24 protein-coding genes and 1 tRNA gene are annotated in these 24,945 nt (G+C 62.0%); 7 read left to right on the top strand and 18 right to left on the bottom strand.

The window, feature by feature from the left end; genetic code table 11:
• Window positions 1–349 precede the first annotated feature (349 nt).
• Window positions 350–440 (top strand) — tRNA-Ser (locus ASD50_RS20265).
• A gap of 114 nt (window positions 441–554) precedes the next feature.
• Here ASD50_RS20265 and ASD50_RS20260 read toward each other — a convergent pair.
• Entirely contained in the window at window positions 555–1,448 is an 894-nt protein-coding gene (locus ASD50_RS20260; protein ID WP_056245447.1) for an alpha/beta fold hydrolase, read from the bottom strand.
• A 1,294-nt stretch (window positions 1,449–2,742) separates the two neighbouring features.
• Between ASD50_RS20260 and rpsO the strand changes: the two genes are divergently transcribed.
• From rpsO to ASD50_RS20240, 3 genes are all read left to right on the top strand, one after another.
• The gene (gene rpsO / locus ASD50_RS20250) at window positions 2,743–3,012 is read left to right on the top strand and encodes a 30S ribosomal protein S15 (RefSeq protein WP_056245440.1); all 270 of its coding nucleotides are present in this window, start codon (window positions 2,743–2,745) and stop codon (window positions 3,010–3,012) included.
• A gap of 277 nt (window positions 3,013–3,289) precedes the next feature.
• Window positions 3,290–5,437 carry a polyribonucleotide nucleotidyltransferase gene (gene pnp / locus ASD50_RS20245; protein ID WP_056245436.1) on the top strand — a complete coding sequence of 716 codons (2,148 nt, stop codon included), beginning with the start codon at window positions 3,290–3,292 and terminating at the stop codon, window positions 5,435–5,437.
• A gap of 92 nt (window positions 5,438–5,529) precedes the next feature.
• Window positions 5,530–6,540: a class I SAM-dependent methyltransferase gene (locus ASD50_RS20240; RefSeq protein WP_056245431.1), complete on the top strand. Its 1,011-nt coding sequence runs from the start codon at window positions 5,530–5,532 to the stop codon at window positions 6,538–6,540.
• A 24-nt stretch (window positions 6,541–6,564) separates the two neighbouring features.
• Here ASD50_RS20240 and fabI read toward each other — a convergent pair whose 3' ends face one another.
• Genes fabI through fabA form a run of 3 tightly spaced genes read right to left on the bottom strand, consistent with a single transcriptional unit; the run spans window position 6,565 to window position 9,160 of the window.
• Window positions 6,565–7,377 (bottom strand): enoyl-ACP reductase FabI, encoded by an 813-nt coding sequence (fabI, locus tag ASD50_RS20235; protein WP_056245430.1) that lies wholly within the window; start codon window positions 7,375–7,377, stop codon window positions 6,565–6,567.
• Between the two features lie 12 nt (window positions 7,378–7,389).
• Window positions 7,390–8,610: a beta-ketoacyl-ACP synthase I gene (gene fabB, locus ASD50_RS20230; RefSeq protein WP_056245427.1), complete on the bottom strand. Its 1,221-nt coding sequence runs from the start codon at window positions 8,608–8,610 to the stop codon at window positions 7,390–7,392.
• Window positions 8,611–8,641: 31 nt separating this feature from the next.
• Window positions 8,642–9,160, bottom strand: a complete 519-nt coding sequence (gene fabA, locus ASD50_RS20225; RefSeq protein WP_056245424.1) for a 3-hydroxyacyl-[acyl-carrier-protein] dehydratase FabA — start codon at window positions 9,158–9,160, stop codon at window positions 8,642–8,644.
• 253 nt (window positions 9,161–9,413) lie between these two features.
• On the opposite strand from fabA, the gene irrA reads away from it, so the two are divergent.
• Window positions 9,414–9,839, top strand: a complete 426-nt coding sequence (gene irrA / locus ASD50_RS20220; RefSeq protein ID WP_056245422.1) for an iron response transcriptional regulator IrrA — start codon at window positions 9,414–9,416, stop codon at window positions 9,837–9,839.
• A gap of 20 nt (window positions 9,840–9,859) precedes the next feature.
• A complete protein-coding gene (locus ASD50_RS20215; RefSeq protein WP_200952440.1) occupies window positions 9,860–10,216 on the top strand; it encodes a DUF4260 domain-containing protein in 357 nt (118 codons plus the stop codon).
• 205 nt (window positions 10,217–10,421) lie between these two features.
• On the opposite strand, the gene ASD50_RS20210 is transcribed toward ASD50_RS20215, so the two are convergent.
• On the bottom strand, window positions 10,422–10,979 hold the full coding sequence (locus ASD50_RS20210; RefSeq protein WP_056245415.1) for an SH3 domain-containing protein: 558 nt from the start codon (window positions 10,977–10,979) through the stop codon (window positions 10,422–10,424).
• Between the two features lie 161 nt (window positions 10,980–11,140).
• On the opposite strand from ASD50_RS20210, the gene ASD50_RS20205 reads away from it, so the two are divergent.
• Window positions 11,141–12,142, top strand: coding sequence for a 2-hydroxyacid dehydrogenase (locus ASD50_RS20205; protein WP_056245413.1), 1,002 nt, complete (start codon window positions 11,141–11,143; stop codon window positions 12,140–12,142).
• Between the two features lie 10 nt (window positions 12,143–12,152).
• On the opposite strand, the gene ASD50_RS20200 is transcribed toward ASD50_RS20205, so the two are convergent.
• The 13 genes from ASD50_RS20200 to ASD50_RS20140 form a co-directional block, all read right to left on the bottom strand.
• On the bottom strand, window positions 12,153–12,566 hold the full coding sequence (locus tag ASD50_RS20200) for an aconitase X swivel domain-containing protein (protein WP_056245410.1): 414 nt from the start codon (window positions 12,564–12,566) through the stop codon (window positions 12,153–12,155).
• Window positions 12,563–13,822, bottom strand: a complete 1,260-nt coding sequence (locus ASD50_RS20195; RefSeq protein WP_082549763.1) for an aconitase X — start codon at window positions 13,820–13,822, stop codon at window positions 12,563–12,565. Before ASD50_RS20195 ends, ASD50_RS20200 begins: the two co-directional genes overlap by 4 nt.
• Window position 13,823: 1 nt before the next feature.
• A complete protein-coding gene (locus ASD50_RS20190) occupies window positions 13,824–14,582 on the bottom strand; it encodes a molybdopterin-synthase adenylyltransferase MoeB (RefSeq protein ID WP_056245407.1) in 759 nt (252 codons plus the stop codon).
• Window positions 14,583–14,613: 31 nt separating this feature from the next.
• On the bottom strand, window positions 14,614–15,756 hold the full coding sequence (gene recF / locus ASD50_RS20185) for a DNA replication/repair protein RecF (RefSeq protein WP_056245403.1): 1,143 nt from the start codon (window positions 15,754–15,756) through the stop codon (window positions 14,614–14,616).
• 83 nt (window positions 15,757–15,839) lie between these two features.
• Window positions 15,840–16,958, bottom strand: coding sequence for a DNA polymerase III subunit beta (gene dnaN, locus ASD50_RS20180; RefSeq protein ID WP_056245398.1), 1,119 nt, complete (start codon window positions 16,956–16,958; stop codon window positions 15,840–15,842).
• Between the two features lie 172 nt (window positions 16,959–17,130).
• A complete protein-coding gene (dnaA, locus tag ASD50_RS20175; RefSeq protein ID WP_056245394.1) occupies window positions 17,131–18,672 on the bottom strand; it encodes a chromosomal replication initiator protein DnaA in 1,542 nt (513 codons plus the stop codon).
• 802 nt (window positions 18,673–19,474) lie between these two features.
• Window positions 19,475–19,741, bottom strand: a complete 267-nt coding sequence (gene rpsT, locus ASD50_RS20170) for a 30S ribosomal protein S20 (RefSeq protein WP_056245390.1) — start codon at window positions 19,739–19,741, stop codon at window positions 19,475–19,477.
• A 169-nt stretch (window positions 19,742–19,910) separates the two neighbouring features.
• Window positions 19,911–20,684 carry an enoyl-CoA hydratase gene (locus ASD50_RS20165; RefSeq protein WP_056245388.1) on the bottom strand — a complete coding sequence of 258 codons (774 nt, stop codon included), beginning with the start codon at window positions 20,682–20,684 and terminating at the stop codon, window positions 19,911–19,913.
• A 40-nt stretch (window positions 20,685–20,724) separates the two neighbouring features.
• Entirely contained in the window at window positions 20,725–21,612 is an 888-nt protein-coding gene (mutM, locus tag ASD50_RS20160) for a bifunctional DNA-formamidopyrimidine glycosylase/DNA-(apurinic or apyrimidinic site) lyase (RefSeq protein ID WP_056245386.1), read from the bottom strand.
• Window positions 21,605–22,861, bottom strand: a complete 1,257-nt coding sequence (locus ASD50_RS20155) for a phosphopentomutase (protein WP_056245383.1) — start codon at window positions 22,859–22,861, stop codon at window positions 21,605–21,607. Before ASD50_RS20155 ends, mutM begins: the two co-directional genes overlap by 8 nt.
• Window positions 22,862–23,050: 189 nt before the next feature.
• Entirely contained in the window at window positions 23,051–23,671 is a 621-nt protein-coding gene (locus ASD50_RS20150) for a TadE/TadG family type IV pilus assembly protein (protein ID WP_056245379.1), read from the bottom strand.
• A gap of 38 nt (window positions 23,672–23,709) precedes the next feature.
• Window positions 23,710–24,294: a TadE/TadG family type IV pilus assembly protein gene (locus ASD50_RS20145; RefSeq protein ID WP_056245375.1), complete on the bottom strand. Its 585-nt coding sequence runs from the start codon at window positions 24,292–24,294 to the stop codon at window positions 23,710–23,712.
• Window positions 24,295–24,430: 136 nt separating this feature from the next.
• Window positions 24,431–24,850 (bottom strand): pilus assembly protein N-terminal domain-containing protein, encoded by a 420-nt coding sequence (locus ASD50_RS20140; RefSeq protein WP_056245372.1) that lies wholly within the window; start codon window positions 24,848–24,850, stop codon window positions 24,431–24,433.
• Window positions 24,851–24,945 lie beyond the last annotated feature (95 nt).

Raw genomic sequence — 24,945 nt, 5'->3', positions numbered from 1 at the left:
AGACGCGCACCGCGCCTCTCCTTCGAAAGTGACATTACCCATCGATCCGCCCGGTTCAACAATGATCGTACCGCCAATGGGCTATGGTGAATGCTATCCACTGTTGTTGTTGAACAAATGACACGATTTAGGCCCGAGCCGAAAGCACTCGTTAACCATAGGGCGGTCCGACGCTCCTGCGCTGGGCTTTTTGTGGCCTCGAAGCATGGAATCAACCCGATCGCCGGCCGCACTTTGGCAAGTTGGCCTTGGTGGGAGCCGATATTTGCAAGGTTGGAGGCATTTTTCCAAGATTGCGGCGCACCCCTTATTGATTGTGCCGCCCCTTTTCTTTATCCACCGCCGCAACGGAGAGGTGGCCGAGTGGTCGAAGGCGCTCCCCTGCTAAGGGAGTAGAGGTCAAAAGCTTCTCGTGGGTTCGAATCCCATCCTCTCCGCCAGTCCTTATTTATCTCACGCCAATTCGCTTCGCTCGCGGCTCCGATAGGGTGCGCTGACCGCGCGATACCCCGGCCGGCTTGCGGGCGCTCCGCATCCGTTGAGGTGAGGGGTGATCAAGCACGCTGCGTCCGGTGGAGAAAGGCCGTGATGGTCTGCGGCAGGTTTCCCGTTTCCAGGAACGGGGCGTGGCCTTGCCCCGCGACGATGACGGTTTCCATGCCGGGATGGTGGCGCTGCATCGCCTCCAAGGTCGCGACCGAAAGCAAGCGGGAGTGTTCGCCGCGAATGGCGAGCATGGGGATTTGCGCCAGCGCATCGAATTGCGGCCACAGCGTCGACAGGGGTTGGGTGAAGTCGATCCCGGCAAGGGTATCCACCAGCGCCGGGTCGAAATCCGGCAGGAATTGGCCATTGTCCTCGCGGTAAAGGGCGGCGACCATGCGTTCCCAATCGTGTTGGCCAAGCGCCGGGAAGTCTGCGCCGTGAGCGGCTTGTTGCGCTGCGACCGCTTGTGCAAAGCCGAGTGGATGGGGTGAGCGCTGCAGATAGGAGCGGATATTGGCAAGCCCCGCGACCTCAATGACCGGGCCGATGTCGTTGAGAATGATGGCTTTCAGTATGCTTGGCTGCATCGCGCCGAGCACATTGATGATGAGGCCGCCGCGCGAGGTGCCGATGAAGGCCGCCTGCTCGATGCCGAGGGCGGAAAGTCCAGTGAGAATGTCTGCTGCTTCGATGCCGACATTATAGTTGTGCAGGTTCGGATCGTGATCGGACTGGCCGCGCCCGCGGTAGTCGAATGCCACCACCTGGCGGGGATTCGGGGAGCCCTGCGACAGATGGAGCGCCAGTTCATGGAAGTCGCGCGCGTTGCGGGTGAGGCCGGGGAGGCAGACGACTGGCCATAGGTCTGGCCGCGATTGCCCATAGATGCGGGCGTGAAGCCGCAATCCATCCGCGGATTGGTAGAAGAAGTCGGAATAGGTCTGGTTGTGCGCGGCGATCATGGTGGCGATTGGTATCGATATGGCGGGGAGGGGTCAAACGCGAGACATATCGTGCCGGGATGCGCCCAGGTGGGCCTTCTGCATCGCCATCGCTTTGCTCGCTTCCGGGATGACGAAGAGATGGTTGTGCTTGTTCATCGCCACGCCCGCTTTCGCGTCTGGGACTCTTTGCCCCGCYCTTAAGCTCCTCGCTACGCTCGTCGCTGGCGGGGACCCCGAGGAATGGCCAGACGGCTGGCCAAGGTTCGTGCTTTATGGTTGCCACGCCCGGCAAATGCCGTCTGGCCATTGTCAAAGAACTGACCATTGCCTTTGAAGCGCAGGTCGGGAAGACGGGCGGCCGTTCGGTCGCTCGTTTAGGTAGATAGCGCGGCCTCGCGGCCGCCCGTCCGGTGTCTGTCATCCCGTCGACCGGTCCCAAGACCGTCCGATGGGCTCACCCTGTCGCGACGATCAGACGAAATGCGTCTCCTGCCGCCACGGGTTCTCTTTCCTTTGTCATGGAAAGCCCGCCGCAGGACGCCGGCCTGTCGGATGCCCTCGGGTCCATTGGGCCGAACCAATGGGGGGAGGTCACCGCCGCCCTRACCGTTGCCCGGTGCGCAGCCGGTTCCCGCAAGAGCGATGGGACGGATTATGGGGGAGCGCGGAAGGGTGAGGATAAGTAGGGTGAAAGTTTCTGCGAGGAATGAGCAGGATCAAAGGGTTGGCGTGGGGTGTGGATAGGCAAGTGGGTAGTTCGGTCCACATCTGGCCCGCTTGGCGCTGCCCCTCACCCTTACCCTCTCTCCCTCCTCAGGGGGAGAGGGGGGCGTCGGCATTTGCGCCAGACACCCCTCATCCGACCTCGCTTCGCGTTGCTCGGTTCGGCCACCGCCCGGCCCTTCGCTATGGCTCAGGGCGTTCGTTGCTAGAAAAGCCAAATCGTTGGCTTTTCTTGGCCTTCGGCCACCGCGCCTCACCCCACAAGGGGCGAAGGTAAGGTTTGCAAAACCGCCTCTGCCAATCTCCAGCGTTGGTCATTTGCAGGAGCTGTTCATGCCAGCGGCTCCTTCGCCCCTCGTGGGAGAAGGTGGCCGAGCGAAGCGAGGTCGGATGAGGGGTAACGAAGCGTGGCGATACTGGCCTTCCACCCCTGCAACGCCGGCATGCGAATTGACGCTGGCTTTTTGCCGGCAATTGCACTATATGCGCCGCAGCATCGCGCCGGAAAGCGCGGTCATGAGTGGCCTTTGCTGGACGACATCCCGGCTCCAGGCGTCCCGTTTCCTCAAACATACAAAGGAAAAGCACGATGTCGATTACTGCCGAACGCAAGCAAGAATTGTTGGCCGAGTTTGCCACTGCCAAGGGTGACACTGGTTCCCCGGAAGTGCAGGTCGCCATCCTCTCCGAGCGTATCAAGAACCTTACCGAGCACTTCAAGGGCCACAAGAAGGACAACCACTCCCGTCGTGGCCTGCTCGCACTCGTCTCCCAGCGCCGCAGCCTGCTTGATTATCTCAAGCGCAAGGATGATGCGCGCTACCAGACGCTGATCGAGAAACTCGAACTGCGTCGCTGACGAAACTATCGGCGGGCTCTCGAAAGAGAACCCGCCGCTTGCATATTCGGGCCTGTGTAAAAAGGTAATAGGCCCAACCGGTTTCGACGCAGGAAAGGGCCACGTCGAAGCCGCCCATGGACGGTCATGGGGCAGGATTGCAGGTTGCTTGCCCCCGGCTTTGCGCCGGATCTTACAAGCTGCCCGTTGTCTTGCCCGTGGCTGCCCGAAAGAAGCCAGGAAAGCATAGTCGCGCATGAGAATTCTGCGCGGCCTTTCCGCATATGAAGGACAAGACATGTTCAACCAACACAAAGTGGAAATCGAATGGGGCGGCCGTCCGCTCATCCTGGAAACCGGCAAGATCGCCCGCCAGGCTGATGGAGCCGTGCTCGCCACCTATGGCGAAACCATGGTTCTGGCCACCGTCGTCTCGGCCAAGGAACCGAAGCCCGGCTTCGATTTCTTCCCGCTGACCGTGAACTACCAGGAAAAGACCTACGCAGCCGGCAAGATCCCCGGCGGCTATTTCAAGCGCGAAGGCCGTCCGAGCGAAAAGGAAACGCTGGTTTCGCGCTTGATCGACCGCCCGATCCGCCCGCTTTTCGCCGATGGCTACAAGAACGACACGCAGGTTGTCGTCACCGTCGTTCAGCACGATCTTGAGAACGATCCCGACATCCTGTCGATCGTTGCCACCTCCGCCGCGCTGACCTTGTCGGGCGTTCCGTTCATGGGCCCGATCGGCGGCGCCCGCGTCGGCTACATCAACGGCGAATATGTGCTGAACCCGCATCTCGACGAGATGCCGGAATCCAAGCTCGACCTCGTTGTCGCCGGCACTGCCGACGCCGTGCTGATGGTCGAATCGGAAGCCAAGGAACTCGACGAAAAGACCATGCTCGACGCGGTCATGTTCGGCCACCGCTCCTTCCAGCCGGTCATCGAGGCGATCATCAAGCTCGCCGAAGTGGCCGCCAAGGACCCGCGCGACTTCACCTCGCCGGATTATTCCGCACTCGAAGCCGAGATGCTGAAGATCGGCGAAGCCGAGCTGCGCGAGGCCTACAAGATCACCGACAAGCAGTCGCGCTATGCCGCCGTCGACGCGGTGAAGGCCAAGGTCAAGGCAGCGTTCACGCCGGCCGAAGGCGAGGAAGCCAAATATTCCTCCGAGCAGGTTGCGACCGTGTTCAAGGAACTGCAGGCCAAGATCGTTCGCTGGAACATCCTCGACACCGGCTCGCGCATCGACGGCCGTGACCTCAAGACGGTCCGCAAGATCGTTTCCGAAGTCGGCGTCCTGCAGCGCACCCACGGTTCGGCGCTGTTCACCCGCGGCGAAACCCAGGCGCTGGTCGTTGCCACGCTGGGCACCGGCGAAGACGAGCAGTATGTCGACTCGCTGACCGGCATGTACAAGGAGAAGTTCCTCCTTCACTACAACTTCCCGCCCTACTCGGTTGGCGAAACCGGCCGCATGGGTTCGCCGGGCCGTCGCGAAATCGGCCACGGCAAGCTGGCCTGGCGCGCAATTCGCCCGATGCTGCCGAGCGTCGAGCAGTTCCCCTACACGCTGCGCGTTGTCTCGGAGATCACCGAGTCGAACGGTTCGTCCTCGATGGCGACCGTTTGCGGTACCTCGCTGGCGCTGATGGATGCCGGCGTTCCGCTGGCAAAGCCGGTTGCCGGCATCGCCATGGGCCTGATCAAGGAAGGCGAGCGTTTCGCCGTTCTGTCCGACATCCTGGGCGACGAGGATCACCTTGGCGACATGGACTTCAAGGTGGCCGGCACGACTGGCGGCATCACCTCGCTGCAGATGGACATCAAGATCGAGGGCATCACCGAGGAGATCATGAAGGTTGCGCTCGAGCAGGCCAAGGGCGGCCGCGAGCACATCCTGGGCGAGATGTCGAAGGCGCTTTCCGGCGCCCGCTCCGAGCTTGGCGAGTTTGCGCCGCGCATCGAGGTCATGCACATCCCGACCGACAAGATCCGCGACGTGATCGGCTCCGGCGGCAAGGTCATCCGCGAGATCGTGGAAAAGACCGGCGCCAAGATCAACATCGAGGACGACGGCACGGTGAAGATCGCGTCTTCGAACGCCAAGGAAATCGAGGCGGCCAAGAAGTGGATCCACACAATCGTGGCCGAGCCGGAAGTGGGCGAAATCTACGAGGGCACGGTCGTCAAGACCGCCGACTTCGGCGCATTCGTCAACTTCTTCGGCCCGCGCGACGGCCTGGTCCACATCTCGCAGCTCGCCAGCGAGCGTGTCCAGAAGACCACCGACGTGGTCAAGGAAGGCGACAAGGTCTGGGTCAAGCTGATGGGCTTCGACGAGCGCGGCAAGGTTCGCCTTTCCATGAAGGTTGTCGATCAGGCGACCGGCAAGGAAATCGTTCGCGAGAAGAAGGCCGACGGCGAAGAAGACGCCGCCTGATAGGCCTCGCATGAAGGACAAAGCGGGCGCGCCGGAAGGTTGCGCCCGTTTTCTTTTGGGTGGCTGTTCAATGGTTCGGGTAAAGTTCTGCCATGACTGCTGAAGCGCTGAAGGCGCTGTTTTATCCGTTCGACGCGGAGACGCTGGCAGCGCCAGCCAAGGACGCCCGCGTGCTGTTTCTAGGCGCAGAGCCGGGGTTCCGGCTGCCGGAGGGTTTTGCGGCGGAAGTGCATTGCGTGCAGGGTTTTCGCCCGCACGTCCGGGCGCTTGAAGCGGCGGGGCGCCAGGTTGCACCGCGCGCGGACGGCGAGGGTTACGGTGCTGCGCTTGTGCTTGCCGGGCGGCATCGCGGGCAGAATGAGCTGTGGATCGCGGAGGCTTTGGAGCGCGTCGCGCCGGGCGGCCTGATCCTTGTCGCCGGCTCAAAGGACGACGGCATTGCCTCGTTGCGCAAGCGCATCGGCGTACTGGTGGACGTCGAGGATGCGTTGCCGAAATATCATGGCCTGGCGTTCTGGTTTCGATGCCCGGTCGAAAAAGATGCTGCGGCGACGTTGCGGGAGGCCAATCCGCCGGTGCTGGTCGATGGCCGATTTCGCACATCGCCCGGCATGTTTTCGCACGAGAAGATCGATGCAGGGTCAAAGCTGCTGGTCGAGAACCTGCCTGAGGGTGTTTCAGGCCGTGTTGCCGATTTCTGCGCCGGTTGGGGCTACGTTGCCGCCGAGGTCGCGGCGCGGTCGAAGAGCCTGAAGGCGCTTGACCTTTACGAGGCGGATTTCGAGGCGGTCGAGGCGGCGAAGAAGAATGTGCAGGCCGAATGCCCGGTGCGCTTCTTCTGGCGTGACCTGATCGCAGAGCCGGTCGAGGAGCGTTACGACTGGATCTTCATGAACCCGCCGTTCCATCAGGGCAGGGCGGCGGAGCCGGATATCGGAGTTGCGCTGATCAAGGCTGCGGCCAAGGCGCTGAAATCCGGCGGCAGGCTGGCGATGGTGGCGAACCGGCAATTGCCCTATGAGGCGACGCTTGCCGCCTCGTTCTCGACCGCAGGCGAGCTTGCCCGCGACAACCGCTTCAAGGTGCTGCTGGCGCGGCGATAGGCATGGCCGCCGGTTGTGGTTGGATCAGCCCTTGTCGCTGTCCATCCGCTTCAGCTCGTCCAGCGTCGGCATCGAGACGATGTGATAGCCGGAATCGACATAGTGGATTTCGCCGGTGACGCCGGACGACAGGTCGGACAAAAGATAGAGCGCCGAGTTGCCGACCTCGTCGAGCGAGATGTTGCGGCGAAGCGGCGAATTGCGCTGCTGGTAGCTGAACATATGGCGCGCATCCGAGATACCGGCGCCGGCAAGCGTGCGCACCGGTCCGGCGGAAATGCCGTTCACCCGGATGCCGCGCGGGCCGTAGTCGTTGGCGAGGTAGCGCACGCTGGCTTCGAGACCGGCCTTGGCGACGCCCATGACGTTGTAGTTCGGCATGACGCGCACCGAACCGGCATAGGTCAGCGTGATCATCGAGCCGCCTTCGCCCATGAGGCGGGCGGCATTGCGGGCGATTTCGGTGAAGGAATAGCAGGAGATGACCATCGTGCGGATGAAGTTGTCGCGCGTGGTGTCGGCGTAAGCGCCCTTCAGCTCGTTCTTGTCGGAAAAGCCGATGGCGTGGACGACGAAGTCCAGCCCGCCCCATGCCTTTTCAAGCTCGTCGAAAGTGGCCGTGACCGAGGCGCTGTCTTCGACATCGCACGGCACGACGAGCTTTGCGCCCAGCTGTTCGGCAAGCGGCTTGACGCGGCGGCCGAAGGCTTCGCCCTGATAGGTGAAGGCGAGGTCCGCGCCTTGCTCGGCAAGCTTCTGCGCGATGCCCCAGGCAATCGAATGGTCGTTGGCGACGCCCATCACGAGGCCGCGCTTGCCTTTCATCAAACCCTGCATGGTTGTGAACCTCTATGCCGAATAGCGTTGGAAAACCAACGTGGCGTTGGTGCCGCCGAAGCCGAACGAGTTCGACAGCACAGTATCTATCTTGGCATTGTCGATGCGCTTGCGCACGATCGGCATGCCTTCGAATTCCGGGTCGAGTTCCTCGATATGGGCGCTCTCGCCGATGAAGCCGCCCTGCATCATCAGGATCGAATAGATCGATTCCTGCACGCCGGCAGCGCCGAGCGAATGGCCGGTGAGGGACTTGGTGGAGGTGATGTTGGGCATCTTGTCGCCGAACACTTCGCGGATCGCGCCCATCTCCTTGGAATCGCCGACGGGCGTCGAGGTGCCGTGTGTGTTGATGTAGTCGACCGGGCCGGAAACGGTGGAAAGCGCCTGGCGCATGCAGCGGATCGCGCCTTCGCCGGAAGGAGCAACCATGTCGTAGCCGTCGGAGGTCGCACCATAGCCGACGACTTCGGCGTAGATCTTCGCGCCGCGCGCCTTGGCATGTTCCAGTTCTTCCAGGACCAGCACACCCGCGCCGCCGGCGATGACGAAGCCGTCGCGGTTGACGTCATAGGCGCGCGAGGCGCTGGCGGCCTTGTCGTTGTACTTGGACGACATCGCGCCCATCGCGTCGAACAGGTCGGACATGGTCCAGTCGAGGTCTTCATGGCCGCCGGCGAACACCATGTCCTGCTTGCCCCACTGGATCAGCTCGTAGGCGTTGCCGATGCAGTGCGCCGAGGTCGAGCAGGCCGAGGAAATCGAGTAGTTGACGCCGTGGATCTTGAACCATGTGGCAAGCGTTGCCGAAGCGGTGGACGACATCGCCTTCGGCACGGCGAACGGGCCGATGCGCTTGGGGCTGTTGTTCTTCAGCGTGATTTCGGCAGCTTCGACGATGGTGCGGGTGGAAGGACCGCCCGAACCCATGATGATGCCGGTGCGCTCGTTGGTGATGTCGCCTTCGCCGAGGCCTGCATCCACGATTGCCTGATCCATCGCGACGTGGTTCCAGGCGGCGCCTTGCGAGAGGAAGCGCAGCGCCCGGCGGTCGATCAAAGGCGTCGGATCGAGCGACGGAGAGCCCCAGACCTGGCAGCGAAAACCATGCTCGGCGAAGGAATCCGAGAAGCTGATGCCGGATTTCGCGTCATGCAGTGAAGCCTGCACTTCATTGGCATTGTTGCCAATCGAGGACACGATACCGAGACCCGTTACGACGACTCGTCTCATGGGCGGTTCCTTCCAGTTTGTCCGGCGCCGGTCAGGCGGCCGATCCCTGCTTCGACAGGCCGACCTTCAGGTCGGTCGCCTTGTAGATAGGCTCGCCATCGGCCTTGAGCCAGCCATCGGCAATGCCAAGCACGAGCCTGCCGCGCATGACGCGCTTGAAATCGATCCCGTATTCGACCTTCTTGACCGAAGGCGTGACCATGCCCTTGAATTTCACTTCTCCGGTGGAGAGCGCCATGCCCTTGCCTTCTTCGCCGAGCCAGCCGAGGAAAAAGCCGGTCAATTGCCACATGGCATCGAGGCCCAGGCAACCCGGCATGATCGGGTTGCCGATGAAATGGCAGGGGAAGAACCAGAGGTCCGGCTTGATGTCGAACTCGGCGCGGATGAAGCCCTTGTCGAACTCGCCGCCGGTCTCGCTGATCTCGGTGATTCGGTCGAACATCAGCATCGGCGGCGCAGGCAATTGTGCATTTCCCGGACCGAACAGCTCGCCACGGGCACAGGCAAGCAACTCCTCGTAACCGTAACTGGATTTCGCTGCCGCCATCAACACATCCCCGTTCAAGTCGGGCGGTCGGGCGCCCTTTTGTTGTTGTGTAGTAGCACAGTCCGTTTCAGGCCGGAAACCTGCACTCATCTAGCGATGTGGCTCTAACGCGCTGTTTTAGCCGGGTCAATGCGCGCTATTGATCGCTTTAGGGCGACAGAATATATCTGCTCTGGTAGCTTGGTTTGCATTGTTGTCCATTTTTGGCCCATATGGGCATGTTTGGATCGTTGAAACGGATTGTTGCGAACGGATGAGTTCGGTGGGTCAAAGCGAAAGGCACGCTGTGGATAAGCGGGTGCGAGATGCCGGTCTAAGACCGACTCGTCAGCGCGTTGCGCTGGCGGACCTGCTGTTTGCCAAGGGCGACCGCCATTTGTCGGCTGAAGAACTGCATGAGGAGGCGCTGGCGGCAGGCGTGCCGGTATCGCTCGCCACCGTCTACAACGCGCTTCACCAATTTACCGAAGCCGGGCTGTTGCGCATCCTGGCTGTCGAAGGGTCCAAGACCTATTTCGACACCAACACCTCGGATCACCACCATTTCTATATCGAAGGTGAAAACCGTATTTTCGATATCGAGAGCGGGCCAGTGAGCGTGGTCAACCTGCCGGAACCACCTGACGGCATGGAAATCGCCAACGTCGATGTCGTCGTCAGGCTACGCGCCAAGAAATAGCGAGCGAAGTTAACCGCCAAATGACAACGGCGCTGCTCAGGCTTGAGGGTGCCGCGCTGTGTCTTGCGGCGCTGGCGGGCTATTGGCTTTCAGGCGCAAACTGGTGGCTGTTCGCCATCTTGATCCTCGCGCCCGACCTCTCGATGCTTGGTTACCTCAAAGGCCCGCGCGTCGGCGCCTACGCCTACAACTGCTTCCATGTCACGCTTTGGCCGCTGGCACTGCTTGTCGGTGGCTATGTCGCAGGCAGTGCCCTGTGCGTCAGCATCGGGCTTATCTGGCTCGCCCATATCGGCATCGACCGGGCGCTGGGTTATGGGCTGAAGCTGCCGACGGATTTTCGCGATACGCATCTGGGCCGAATCGGCCGCGGCTGAAATCGCGACGGATGCGCCTGTGCCAGCTAGTGCATGTCTCCCGAAAGTGGGAACCGGTTTCGGGACAAAGACATGCATAAAATCAAGGAGCTAAAGCGTGTGAAGCGAATCTGAAAGATCGCGACACGCTTTAGGTCGTGGACTCATAAATATGATCGAAATGGCGCCTGGAACGACCGCAATCTGCCGCGTCGAACCGCTCGACCTAGTCCTTAACTTTTTCGCCGGGGTAGGCGCCCCATACCTGCGACTGGCTGATCCAGCCGGTCTGGCCGCCCAGGGTCATCTCGCACCACTGGCCGTCGCAGGATTTGATCGAACCGATCACGCCGGGCTCGACCATTGCCACGACGCCCGCGTCTTCGCGAGGCGCGCTATGGATGTTGATCTGCGTGCCCTTGCCGCGCTGCCACGGCGCGACGATCGCGGTGCGCTTGCCTGACAGCAAGGACTGGTTGATCCAGCCTTCCGAACCTTCCGCGTCGCGCACGCGCCGCCAGGTATCGTATTCCTGGATGATTTCCATCGGCAGGCCGGACTTGGTGTACATCCAGTCCACGGAGTAATTGACGCCGGGACCGACGCGGGAATTGACGCGCGCCGACTTCAGGCTGACGAATCGGGGCAATGGCAACCCGCTAGGGCCCAGCCGCACGTTCTGTGCGTTCGTCGCCGCCGATTGTGCAGACGCTGGCAGGGCGGCAAAACTGCTGCCCACGATCAATGCACTCAAGGCCAGGCGAAGCGACACGAGACCAGACACTTTCGTTCCCTTGCAATGGGTGAGGGTTCGTAACCCTGCTGCCCCTTTTTCTTTGTCATCCACGGCACCACTTGATACATGAGGCAATCGGGCCGCGACCGGTTTGCAGTTTCGCCCGTCTTGGTTAAAGAGGTCTCAACGTATCCGGGATCGAGGGAAATATGGCCGGCAAGAAGAAGCCTCTGGTCGTCATCACGCGCAAGCTGCCCGACCCGGTGGAGACGCGCATGCGCGAGCTTTTCGACGCGCGCCTCAATGTCGAGGACAGGCCGATGACGCAGCCCGAGCTTGTGGCTGCGGTCAAGGAGGCCGATGTGCTGGTGCCGACAGTCACCGACACCATCGACGCCGCCGTGATCGCGCAGGCGGGCCAGAACCTCAAGCTCATCGCGAATTTCGGCAACGGCGTCGAGAAGATCGACGTCGCCGCAGCGACCGCCAAGGGGATAACCGTCACCAACACGCCGGGCGTGCTGACCGAAGACACCGCCGACATGACCATGGCGCTCATCCTCGCCGTGCCGCGGCGGCTCACCGAAGGCGCAAACATTTTGCCGGACGGCAAGAAATGGGCCGGCTGGTCGCCGACCTGGATGCTGGGCCGCCGTATCTGGGGCAAACGGCTAGGCATTGTCGGAATGGGCCGCATCGGCACCGCGGTCGCACGGCGCGCCAAGGCGTTCGGCCTTTCCATCCACTACCACAACCGCCACCGCGTGTTGCAGGCGGTCGAGGATGAGTTGGAGGCGACCTATTGGGAAAGCCTCGACCAGATGCTGGCCCGCATGGACATCATCTCGGTCAATTGCCCCTCGACTCCGGCAACCTTCCATCTTCTGTCGGCCAGGCGGCTGGCGCTGATGCAGCCCAACGCCTACCTGGTCAACACCGCGCGCGGCGACCTGATCGACGAGGAATCGCTGGTAAAGCTGATCGATGGCGGCAAGATCGCCGGTGCGGGCCTCGACGTCTACGAAAACGAGCCGGCGCTCAACCCGAAGCTGCTCAAGCTCTCGGCCAAGGGCAAGGTGGTGCTTTTGCCGCATATGGGGTCGGCCACGCTGGAAGGCCGCATCGACATGGGCGAGAAGGTCATCATCAACATCCGCACCTTCTGCGACGGCCACCGTCCGCCGGACCGCGTGCTGCCGTTGAGGGCGTAAAACTCTTCCGTCAGTTTGGTAAGCTGATTGTACCGTTGGCCGCGACCTGAACGTTGCGGCCTTCGAATTTTTCGAAGGCGCTGCGGTCGAGCCGTATCGCGATCGGGCCTTGCCACGCCATTTCGCGCGCCACGATGAGGCCGAGCAAAAGGATGGCGTCCGGTTCGTGCAGGACGAGCGCGGCAGGCGCGTGGCCGTTGTGGACCAGTTCCAGAAGCACGGCGGATGCCGATGACGAGCCGATGGTGCCCGGCAGGAACAGGACGCGGCCCGCGATGCACTGACCGTGCTCAGGGTGCCGCACATCGGCGATGCGCCCGGTCTTCGGATCGACGCCGCCCCAGAAGCTGATCGGCTGGGTGAGGACCAGTGCCTCGCCTTCGCCGCTGCTGCCTGGAACAAGGATTTCGGCTCGTTCGCTCATGCCGCGCTATCCGTGAAGACGGGCTTGCCGGTGACCGCGCTTTCCACGCAATCGGCCAGCGAGCCGTAGAGCACCGCATAGCCGGTGTTGCCGGGCGCATAATGGGCGAACTTGCCGGAATTGGTCATGAGGACGCCGTTCGGCAGTTTGCCAAGGATCGGCGTCACCACCACGCAGGTGTCGGCGACGACGACGACCCCGCAAGCCTCCAGCGCCTTTCTGCGAGCCGTCTTGTCCAGCTCGGACACAACATGGCGCCCGGTGCAGGCGTGGATCGGAACGGCGAGCTTTCGGCCGGCAATCAGCCGTTCCAGACGCTCGAACTCCGCCAGCGACAGATGCGGACTGCCGATGGCGACCGCGTCGATGGTCTCGGCGTGCGCGGCGGTGGAGAGTCCGCGCTGTGCCGTGGCAATCATCTGCGAGGTGACCTTGATCGTACGCTCGGGCGCGACGTGGCCGAGGGCTGTCTCCACGTCGGGCGCTTCGGGCGTCACGCCGGCAATGTGGAACAAGCCGACGGCACCGGAGGAAGCGGCTGCGGCGCCGAAGGCTTTCAGCACGTCTTCGCCCGGGTGCGTCGCGATGCCTGCCACGACACCGATGGCGGTGCCGGTCTCGCGGCCATAGAGGCTGCCGAGGACCGGCCACGCGATTTCCGAGGCGAGGAAGGCAGGGGGCAGGGCGGAGACATTGAAGACGAGCCGGGCGCGCCGGTTTTCCGCCCGGTGCAGGCCGTAGTCGGGTGCGCGCCCGGCGATGGCGCAGGCGATGTCGAGGAAGTCGCCATAGCGGTTGGTGCGCGCGCCGAGCACGGAATTGCAGAAGACGACGGCGTTGGATTCGCCCCAGGCGACATCGCTGCCGAAGGCGGGCCGGTGGCCGGCCTGATAGGGTGTGCAGGTCCAGCTCTGTTCGCAGCCTAGCTTGCGGTAGGCTTCCATCATCCGCCGCGCCATGCCGCGCTGCGGTTCTTCCAGCCTGACGCGCGAGCAGCCCATGAGGTCGAGCGCGCCGACATTGAGCGTGGAGCGCACGGCGACTTGTGCTCCGCCTTCCACCAGTCTCTCGGCAAACAGCGTGCCGGAATCGCCGTGATAGAGCGCGCCGTCGATATGCGCGGAGGCGATCGGGATGAGACGCGGCGCGGCAAGCAGCCGGGCGCTTTCGGCAACGATGCGCATGGCGGCAGCGGCCCCTTCGCCGCGACCGCCGGAGGCGATGGCCTGTTCCTCGGCGGTCAGCGCGAGGGCCATGTCAGCGCCTCTTGTAGCGGATGGTGTCGAAGCGCGCGGCGAGCGCGTCGTAGAGCAGAAGCCGGCCGACGAGCGGCTCGCCGATGCCGGCGATGAGCTTGATCGCCTCCATCGCCTGAAGCGTGCCGATGACGCCGGTGAGCGCGCCGACCACGCCAGCGGCGGCGCAGGACGGCACGAGGCCGAGCGGCGGCGGCTCCGGGAACAGGTCGCGATAGGACGGGTTTTGCGTACCGTCGGCGGCCGTCTCGAACGGCTTCAGCACCGTTACCGAACCATCGAAGCGGCCGACGGCGGCGTGGACCAGAGGGCGCTTTTCCTGCTCGCAGGCGTCGGCAACCGCATAGCGTGTGTCGAAATTGTCCGAGCCGTCGATGACGAGGTCGTATTGCGCGACAAGGGCAGGGGCGTTTTCGGCGGTAAGGCGGAACGTATGCAGTTCCACGGCAACGGATGGGTTGATGCGGGCAATGCTCGCCTTGGCGCTTTCGCCTTTCGGGGTGCCGAGGGACGCCGTATCGTGGATCACCTGCCGTTGCAGGTTGGAGAGCGAGACGGTGTCGTCGTCGATGACGCCGAGCGTGCCGACGCCGGCAGCGGCGAGATATTCCAGCACCGGCGCGCCGAGGCCGCCAGCGCCGATGACCAAAACGCGCGCCTTCTTCAGCTTGCGCTGGCCCGCGCCGCCGATTTCCGGCAGCACGATGTGGCGCGCGTAGCGCTCAAGTTCTTCATCGGTAAGTGGCGGCAGTGGTGTCATCACCGGACCATAGCCTTGGGCAGAAATCTTGTCAGGCGCTATCGGTGGGGCCAGCAGTGCCGTGATCGACGGTAAGGAACTGCGCCCTGCCTTGCAGGCTGGAGAAAAGAGCGGCGTCGGTGCCGGTCATGAAGGTCTGGCAGGCGAGGTCTTCAAGGATCGAAAACAGGGCTGCGCGCCGACCGGCGTCGAGATGCGCGGCGATCTCGTCGAGGAGCAGGATCGGCGTCATGCCCGATATTTCCGCGGTCAGGCGTGCGTGCGACAACACGATGCCGACCAGAAGCGCCTTCTGTTCCCCGGTGGAGCACAGGTCGGCGGGCATCGCCTTGGGGCGATGGCGCACGACGAGATCGGAACGGTGAGGGCCGCTCAGCGTGCGGCCTGCCGCGCGGTCGCGTTCCCGGCCGGCGGCAAGTGCGCGGCGAAATTCCTCCTCGACATCGACAGCGGGCAGGTTGCCGATCCGGCTCTCGAGATCGCCGGCAAGCGCGATGTCGGCCTGCGGAAACGGTCCTTCGCCGGGCAGGCGCTCGATCATCGCGGTGAGTAGCCGCACCAGTTCGGCGCGCGCGGCGGCTATCGCCACGCCGGTTTCCGCCATCTGCGTTTCGATGGCTTCGAACCATGCGCCATCGCGGGAATTGTCGGCGAGCAGGCGGTTGCGCCCGCGCATCGCCTTTTCATAGTCGAGCGCGCGCTGGCCGTGACTGGCATCGATGGCCAGCACCATGCGGTCGAGGAAGCGGCGGCGGTCGCCGGCAGGGCCAGTGAAGAGGGAGTCCATCGCTGGCGTCAGCCAGACGACGCGCAGCCATTCGAGCAGGTCGTCGGCGGACCGCGCCGCAGCACCGTTGATGCGCACGCGCCGCCCGGTTTCGCCGGCATCCGCGCCTGCAAACCCAGTGCCGATATCGGCATCGCCATTCGGTCCATCAAGCTTGGCGTGGAGGGCGAAACCGCCGTCGCCACCTTCACGCGCCACCTCGCCGTAAGGAGCGCGGCGCAGCCCGCGGCCGGGTGTGAGAAGGGATATGGCTTCGAGGAGGTTGGTCTTGCCCGCGCCGTTGTCGCCGGTCAGCACGACGGCACCCGGCTTCAAATCAAGCGAGAGGGCCGCGTAGTTGCGGAAATTGGTCAGCGTGATCCGGCTGATATGGGTAATGAGCGCCATTGGCCCGGTGCCTTATGGCGCACTCCTCTGCCCTTTGGGACAGAGGCGGGCGACGTGACTAGAATGGGTAGGACGCCGAATGCTCACACCCGCATCGGCATCAGCACATAGAGCGTGTTCTGGTCGTTGGTATCGCGGATCAGCGTCGGCGAACCGGCATCGGCCAGCATGAATTCGGCGTCGCCGCCGCTGAGCTGGGCTGCGACGTCGAGAAGGTAACGCGCGTTGAAGCCGATCTCGATGGGGTCGGAGGAATAATCCGCCGCCAGTTCTTCCGTGGCGCTGCCCGAATCCGGGTTGTTGACCGCCAGCGTCAACTGGCCTTCGGCAATGGAGAGCTTCACGGCCCGCCCACGCTCGGAAGAGATGGTGGAGACGCGATCGACGGCAGCCGCGAAGGTCTGACGATCGATGGTGAGCTTCTTGTCGTTGCCGGTCGGAATGACGCGCTGGTAGTCGGGGAAGGTGCCGTCGATCAGCTTGGAGGTGAGAACGACGCTGCCGACGGTGAAACGGATCTTGGTGTCGGAAAGCTCTGTGGTGACGGCGATATCCGGGTCATCGACCAGCTTCTGCAATTCGCTGACCGTCTTGCGCGGAATGATGATGCCGGGCATGCCCTCGGATCCCGCGGGAGCATCGATTTCGGCCCGCGCCAGCCTGTGGCCGTCGGTCGCGACCGAGCGCAGCTTCAGCTTGCCGCCCACTTCATGGACATGCAGGAAAATGCCGTTGAGGTAGTAGCGCGTTTCCTCGGTCGAGATGGCGAACTGCGTCTTGTCGACAAGGCCCTTGAGAGCTGTTGAATCGAGCCGGAAGATATGCGGGAAGGAGCCGGCCGACAATTCGGGAAAATCCGACTGCGGCAGGCACTGCAGGCGGAAGCTTGAGCGTCCGGAGGTGACGGTCATGGCATTGCCGTCTTCGTCGGTCTTCAGCATGACCTCGGCGCCCTCGGCAAGCTTGCGCACGATGTCATAGAGCAGGTGCGCCGGCACGGTCGTGGCACCGGGGCGCTCCACCTTGGCAGGCGTTGCCTCGGTGATCTCGAGGTCGAGATCGGTCGCCTTCATCTCTAGGCTGGCGCCTTCCGCATTCAACAGCACGTTGGAAAGGATCGGAATTGTGTTGCGCCGCTCCACCACGCGGTGAACGTGGTTAAGGGACTTGAGAAGGTTTGACCGTTCCAGAATTACACGCATGATGAAACAGGCTCACTTGAAGGAAAGGGCAGGTGTCCGAATCGGCAACCTGCCTCAGTCTGAACTGGCATAGAATTTCGTCAAACTGACAGGAAAAAGCCCCCGAACGCAAGCCCGCGCGCTGCAATCGGAGGCTTTGTGGATAACGACAAAGCCTTGATGACGGGCTCGCCTATGCCTGATCGTTGATCAGCCTTCTAAGCAGTTCCAGTTCCTGCGCCAGCGTGTTGTCCGCGCCCGACAAATCCTCGATCTTGCGCACTGCATGGAGCACCGTGGTGTGGTCGCGACCACCGAAGCGCCGGCCGATTTCGGGCAGCGAACGCGGCGTCATCACCTTGGACAGATACATTGCAACCTGGCGCGGCTTGACGATAGTGCGGGTGCGCCGGTTGGAGAGAAGCTCGGTCTTGGACACATTGTAGTGGCGCGCGACGATGCGCTGGATGTCTTCGATGCGTACTCGCTTCGGTTCGCCGGTGCGGTAGATATGGCCGAGAATCTCATCGATACGGTCGATGGTGATCTGCGGCTCGAACGACTGCCGGAACAGAAGCTGATTGAAGGCCCCTTCCAGTTCGCGTCCGCTGCCCGTAACCGTGCGCGCGACGTGTTCCAGAATGTCTTCTGAAATGGCCAGCGACTGGTCTTCCGACTTGGCCGACGCAAGCCGCAGCTTCAACATGGCAAGCCGCATGGAAAAATCGGGCGCCGACATTTCCAGCGCAACACCGCCGTTAAGCCGCGAACGCACGCGAGGCTCCAGCGATTCCAGTTCCGATGGCGGCCGGTCGGCGGCGACAACCACCTGCTTGGCGCTGTCCAGCAGCATGTTGATCAGATGGCAGAACTCATGCTGGATCGACTTGCCCTGCAGGAACTGCATGTCGTCGATGATCAGAAGATCGATGTCGCGCAACTGCTCTTTCAATGTCAGCGCATTGTTGTCGCGGATGGCGGTGGCAAAGCGCCACATGAAATATTCCGCCGTCAGGTAGACAACGCGCGACCTCGGGTTCTGGCGCAGCGATTCCGCGGCGATTGCCTGCAACAGATGGGTTTTGCCGAGGCCGACCGTGGCATGCAGGAAAAGCGGATTGAAGCGCACGGCGCTCGACTGCGATTCCGCGACCGCACGAGCGGCGGCGAAGGCCACGCGGTTCGACGGGCCCTCGATGAAAGAGGCAAAGGTATAACGCGGATCAAGCGGCGAACCGAGTACGCTTTGGCGGAACTCCGGCTCCGCAGCCCCATTCCGGTTTGCGGGAGCGCGCTCGGGCTTGCCGGGATTTACTGTGCCAGCCGCGAGTACGGTCTGGGTCTGACGGGTCATCGTCTTGCGCTGCGGTGCATTTTCACCCTCGCCGCTGCGCGCGTGGCGCGTGGCAGTGCGGACGATGATCTCCACCTTGATGACGTCGGGATCTTCTTCCTTCCAAAGCTCGATGATCTGGTCGAGGTAGTGGCCGTTGATCCAGGAACGCAGGAATGCGGTTGGAACAGAAATGCGCACGACGCCTTTCGAAGCCTCAGCCAGCTTCATGCGCCCGAACCAGCTGGAATAGACCTCGGTTCCGAGGCGGGCCTTCAACTGCGCCTTGATGCGCTCGAACCTATGATCCACTGCTGCGGAAATCGTCAGGTCGTTTTCTTTGATCAAGTCCCCCGAAAGAGGGAGGTCGCCACCAATCTCCCTGTCGATGCCGCTCTGCATTCGCTACCCCTGTCCTATGCTCTGCCGCCACGATCGCAGTTGCCTGCGCCATGCCGCCTCGTTCTGTTGCGCCAAATAGCCGCCGCTGGCCAAAGGCGTTTGCCTGTAGTTGGCTCTTGCGAGCTCTTGGTCGTAGGTCCGGCAACACAAGGCAATACAAAACCGTCCGGCAATCCGCCGGTTCGGCTTCAACACCAAGTGCGCAAAACCCCGTTCCCCTTACCCGTACCGAAAAGGCAAACCCAACCTTCCGCGGAATAAGCTCCACGGCCTCAAACGTTTCCATTTTTGGTTAGGTCGAGGGCCGTTGGGCCCATCCCTTTCGATAGAGGGACACTACCGAAATCGTTGTGGAAAGGGCAAGGCCGCGTCTAACCGATTTTTAACGAATCTGGTTACCAGAAGACCACCAAAGGGTGCCCCTTTCGCGGGGCCGCTCGTGAAAGCTATTGTGATTCAACCCTTTTCCGCAAGCGTTGCCAAAAGGCTAGCTGGCGAGACTTTTTTTTTAATATTTCGCTTGACAGGCGATTGTCCCCCATCCGCCACATGCAATATGAACAGGCTGTGGATGACCTTCATTAAGAGTATGAATTTAAAGGACTTTTTGTGACAGATTGTATGTTAGGAATTGCTTTAGCGACCACAACATATTGAATATGCCGGCAAAATTTGGGGAGTTCCAAAACTACCGTTACGGTACCTTTGAGGCGACCATTCGGGATTTATGTCGACAAACGGAAAAACCCGATGCGAAGGCACCGGGTTCTTAAAAAAAATCAAAATTTTTAAATAAGCGGGATCAGGCCGACAGGGTCTTGAGACGCTGTGCAAGGCGCGAAACCTTGCGCGATGCCGTGTTCTTGTGCAGCACGCCCTTGGTGGCGGCGCGCATCAGTTCCGGCTGTGCGTTCTTGAAGGCGGCTTCAGCGGCAACCTTGTCGCCGGCGGCCAATGCTTCCTCGACCTGACGGACGTAGGTGCGAACGCGCGAGCGACGGTTCTTATTGACCGCGGCGCGGCGAGCTATCTTGCGCGTTGCCTTTTTGGCCGAGGAGGTGTTGGCCATGATGCCTCTCTTCTGATCTCAACGGTGAGCGCAAGCGGCGTACCGCGAGGCGCAAAAAACAAACGGGCAGCCATGGGCCGCCTCAGTTGGTGCGGCTTATAGTGCAGCTTTTCCGACCCGTCAATGTTGGCCCGAGTTCTTTTTGACGATATCGGCATGCCGCGCACATTTAGCGGTTCTTGAAGTCAGCCTTACGCTTTTCGGCGAAGGCCGCCATGCCTTCCTTCTGGTCTTCGAGCGCGAACATGGAATGGAATACGCGCCTTTCGAACCGCAGCCCCTCGGCCAGCGTGACCTCGTAGGAGCGATTGACGGCTTCCTTCGTCATAATGACTGCCGGCAAGGAGAAATCGGCGATCTTTGCAGCGGCTTTCAAGGCTTCCTCGACCAGGTCGCCTGCCGGCACCACGCGCGAGACGAGGCCGGAGCGCTCTGCTTCGGCGGCGTCCATCATGCGGCCGGTGAGGCACATGTCCATCGCCTTGGACTTGCCGACGAAGCGCGTCAGGCGCTGCGAGCCGCCCATGCCGGGCATGACGCCCAGCGTGATTTCCGGCTGGCCGAATTTGGCGCTGTCGGCGGCAATGATGAAGTCGCACATCATGGCGAGTTCGCAGCCGCCGCCGAGCGCGTAGCCGGCGACGGCCGCAATCATCGGCTTGCGCGTGCGCGTCAATTCTTCCCAGCCGGAGAAGAAGTCCTCCAGATAGGCCTCGACATAGCTTTTCGACTGCATTTCCTTGATGTCTGCGCCGGCGGCAAAGGCCTTTTCCGAACCGGTGACAACGATGGCGCCGACAGAGGCGTCGGCATCGAAGGCCTTTGTCGCGGCAAGGAGTTCGGCCAGAACCTGAGAATTCAGCGCATTCAGCGCCTTTGGCCTGTTCAACGTGATCAACCCGACCTTGCCGCGTTTTTCCGCGATGATGTTTTCATAGGTCACGGCGATGTCTCCCGATATGATGGCGTGCCTTGGCTGTAGCTTACTCCTGGCACGCGCGGCAATAGAAGGTTGAGCGGCCGCTTTGCACGATCCGTTCGACATGGCCGGCGCAACCCGGCGTCGGGCAGGCGACGCCTTCGCGGTCATAGACTGCAAATGAGTGCTGGAAATAGCCGAGCGAACCGTCCGTATGCATATAGTCGCGCAGCGAAGAGCCGCCCGCCGCGATTGCATCGGCGATGACGGAGCGGATCGCCTCGGCGAGTCGCTCGCTTTGCGCCTTGGCCTTGCGGCCCTTGGTGGCGATCGTGCCTGCGGCCCGCAATGGCGAAAGGCGCGCGCGCCACAGCGCCTCGGAGACATAGATATTGCCGAGCCCGGCGATCAGGCGCTGGTCGAGCAGGGCTGCCTTGAGCGGCGTTCGACGGTCCTTCAGCAATGAGGAAAGCAGCGCGCCGTCGAGCGTGTTGCCGGTCGGTTCCACGCCGAGGCCGGAAAGCATCGGATGCTCGTCGGGGACGGTTTCGCTGAACAGCATGAAGCCGAACCGGCGCGGATCGTTGAAGACCACGCGGTGCGAGCCTTGCGGGGAGGTGAGATTGAAGACGACGTGATCGTGCGCGCCATCCTTGGACCGCTCATAGTGGAATATGCCGGGCGTCGCGCTTTCCTCGCCAGCCTCGATGCGGAAGGAGCCGGTCATGCCGAGATGGCAGATCAGGGTTGGACCGCCATCCATGTGCATGGTGAGGTATTTGGCGCGGCGTCCGAGTGCGGTGACCGTCTTGCCCGTGAGCCGCTCGGCAAATTTTTCCGGGAACGGAAAGCGCAAATCCGGTCGCCGGGCCTCGACGCTGATGATGCGCGCGCCTTCCATGACGGGCTGCAACCCGCGCCGGACGGTTTCGACTTCGGGAAGCTCAGGCATGCTTGTTCACCGCCCCGCCGAGCGCCTTGTAGAATGAGGCGCCGTGCGGGCCAGGCGGCAATCCAAGATGCTCGGCAACCGTTTCGCCGATATCGGCAAAGGTTGGCCGCAACCCGATGGCGCCGCCGGCCATTCCCGGGACCATGCCGATGACCGGGATGCGCTCGCGCGTGTGGTCGGTGCCGTGCCAGGTCGGGTCGTTGCCGTGGTCCGCCGTCAAAAGGAAAAGGTCGCCGGGCTTCAGGCGGGCCAACGCCTCGGGTATGCGGCGATCGAAAGCTTCCAGGGCCGCAGCATAGCCTGCAACATCGCGCCGGTGGCCGAATTCGGTGTCGAAATCGACGAAGTTGGCAAAGACGAGTTCGCCGTCCCGGGCGTCGTCGATGGCGCCAAGCGCCTTGTCGAACATCGCCATGTTGCCGACACCCTTGCGGATTTCCGAAATGCCGCGATGGGCAAAGATGTCGCCGATCTTGCCGATGGCGATGACGCGGCTGCCGCGCCCGGTCAGGCGGTCGAGAAGGGTCGGTTGCGGCGGCGGAACGGCGTAGTCGCGGCGGTTGGGCGTGCGCGTGAACGTGGCCTTCGTCTCACCGACAAAGGGACGGGCGATGACGCGGCCGATATTGAGCGGGTCGCACAGCCGTCGCACGACCGCGCAGAACTCGTAGAGGCGCTCCAGTCCGAAATGCGTTTCGTGGGCTGCGATCTGGAGTACCGAGTCCACGGAAGTGTAGCAGATCGGCTTGCCGGTTCGGATGTGCTCTTCGCCGAAATTCTCGATGACCTCGATGCCGGATGCATGGCAGTTGGCCAGAATGCCCGGCACATTGCCTTGCCTGACCATGGCATCCGTCAGCGACTGCGGAAAGGTTGGCACGGTGTCTGGAAAATAACCCCAGTCGAAGCGGACGGGCAGCGCTGCGATCTCCCAGTGGCCCGACGGCGTATCCTTGCCGCTCGACACTTCTTGCGCCGCGCCATGAAAGGATGAAGCAGAAAGCTTTGAGCCCGGCTGGCCTTCAAGGGAGAAACCGGACGCGACCTTCGCGGCTTCGCCAAGGCCGAGCGCCATCATGTTCGGCAGCTGAAGCGGCCCTGCGCGCAAGGCGGCAACATCTGCCTTGCCTGCCGCACAGGCTTCGGCGATGTGGCCGAACGTGTTCGAGCCGGCATCGCCATAGCGGTCGGCATCCGCCGCGCCGCCGATGCCGAATGAATCGAGTACGAAAATGAATGCGCGCGCCATTTAAGCCTTGCCAAGCGGAAGCGTCGGCTAGGGAAGGCGTTACCGCTTCCGACTGCGCCTGGCGCGAATGAATGAAACGGCGTTGCGACAGGATAGATCGCAGCGCTGTTTCGTTGTCATCCAGACATAGGCATCAGTCCGACGCTTGGCAATTCGCAAGTGAACGGCTGATGGTTTTCCGAAGCCCGGTCAGCAGTTGGAGCAGGCGATTTCCTGCAGGACGCGGGGTCGCAGATAGTAGATTTCGTTCATCGGCGTATCGTTGAAGATGCCGGCAAGTCCGGTTGCCTTGTTGCCATCTACCGCCCAGGCAATGATCGGATTGTAGACAAGCTGGCTCTCGACCCTGATCAGGAACGTTCCCGCGACCTTGAGCGCAGGCGGCACCGAGGTGGGCGAATTCTTTGTGTAAGGCACTGTAAATTCAGTGCCGACGCCCTGGTAGGACCAGATGACCGTGGGGTTCGCGCCTGCGTCGTTCGATATCCTGATGCCGGTGATCTTGACCGTCGGAAACGAGCGGTCGTAGGGGCGCATTACCGACGCGCCGATCTTTATGATGTCCTGAAGTACGGTTGTGGAAACCTGGTCCTGCTGGGCGACGAGGTCGGCGACCATGCTGCCGAGCCGGCTGACCTTCTTGCTGGTTTCAATCGCCTGGACCGCCTCGACGGTGATGAAATACATGATGAGCAGGATCGGAGCGATGAAAGCGAACTCGACTGCCGCGACCGCCCGGCGGTCCCGCCCGAAATTCACCAGCCGCGACAGGAAGCCGGTCCTTTTTCGATGTGCCCCCGCACCCAGCATTTTTGTTGTCCCTTTGCCCGCCGATACCCGGATTGTTGTCAGAAAGGTTCGTTCTGCCAGGTCATGGTGGCGAAATGCAGCGTCGTTCCGTCACTCATGTTGGAGATATATTTGCTCATGAAGTCGGTTATGACCGGCCATTTGTAGAAGACGCGAAGCATGTTCTTCGTTCCTGCTTCACCGAGCTGCGTGGTGAAGGCGGTGTTTCCGCCGGCATAGAGCAGGGTGACCTGGTTGGACCCCTTGTCGATCATGAAACTATGCTTCGTTCCTTCGTTGAAGCTCGTCAGCGTGCGCAGATCGATCTTCAATCCCGGGCAGCCACTCGTCACAATGATTTCAAGACGGCTGCAGACGAGATTGCGAAGATCGGTTTCGTTGATGGTCCGGATCTGGCCCGTTCGCATCTGGCGGGCGATGTCGTCGGTGGCATTGGCCAGAACTTCCTGGCCAGCAAAGGAAATGCAGGTCTCAAGGACTGCAAAAACCAGCATGGAGAACGGAATGGCGAGCATCGTGAACTCGACGGCAACGCTGCCTTCGCGGTCCCGCCGAAATCTGGCCAGGAGACCGCTTCGCCTCGTGCTGCTGCGGCTGTCCACAATGCTGGAGACGCTACCCATGTCCGTTATGCCTCGACCCTTTACGGTTCGGGCAAACCTTATATGAGAGCTGTTGAAGTCCGGTTTGAATGACCGCTAAATTGCGCCGAGCGTGCTTAACTTTCCAATAACCGTACCGGATGCGGTCGCTGGCCGGCTACTGGTTGTTCATCTCGGCTTCGGAAATCCGTTCGGCATCGCTCTTGAACGAGCTTTCGCAATAAGGCGAACATGACATCGTCTGCACCTGCGAGCGGCGATAGATGCGCACCGTGGCTGCAGTCTGGCGAACGACGGTAACCTGCTCGTCGATGATAGGATTGCCATCCTTGTCGAGGATGACGAGGTTGGTGACCCCGAAGCCCCTGCCGGTCAGAACCACGGTCGAAGCGTCCTGCACCGAAGCATCCGCAATGGCCGGATTGCCGACCACGATTGTGTCGGCTGCGCGTGCGAGTTTGACGATCTTGGCCTGGTTCATGGTGACTTCGATACCGGAAGCCATTGCAGCTGATGAAACACAGGCAGCTCCAACCACCAGTGCCGCCGCAAGAAAAATCGATTTCGACATGGCCATCACCTGATCTCCGGACCCGCGAGTGTTCAACGGAATATGAACGGGATTGGTGAACCAACGGTTAAGCCGCACGACCGGAGGCGCAGCCGGCAGCC

This window comes from Mesorhizobium sp. Root552, from assembly GCF_001427285.1.
Classification (GTDB): domain Bacteria; phylum Pseudomonadota; class Alphaproteobacteria; order Rhizobiales; family Rhizobiaceae; genus Mesorhizobium.
Note: the sequence above shows the minus strand (reverse complement) of the source record. Positions and strands in the feature narration are given on the sequence as shown.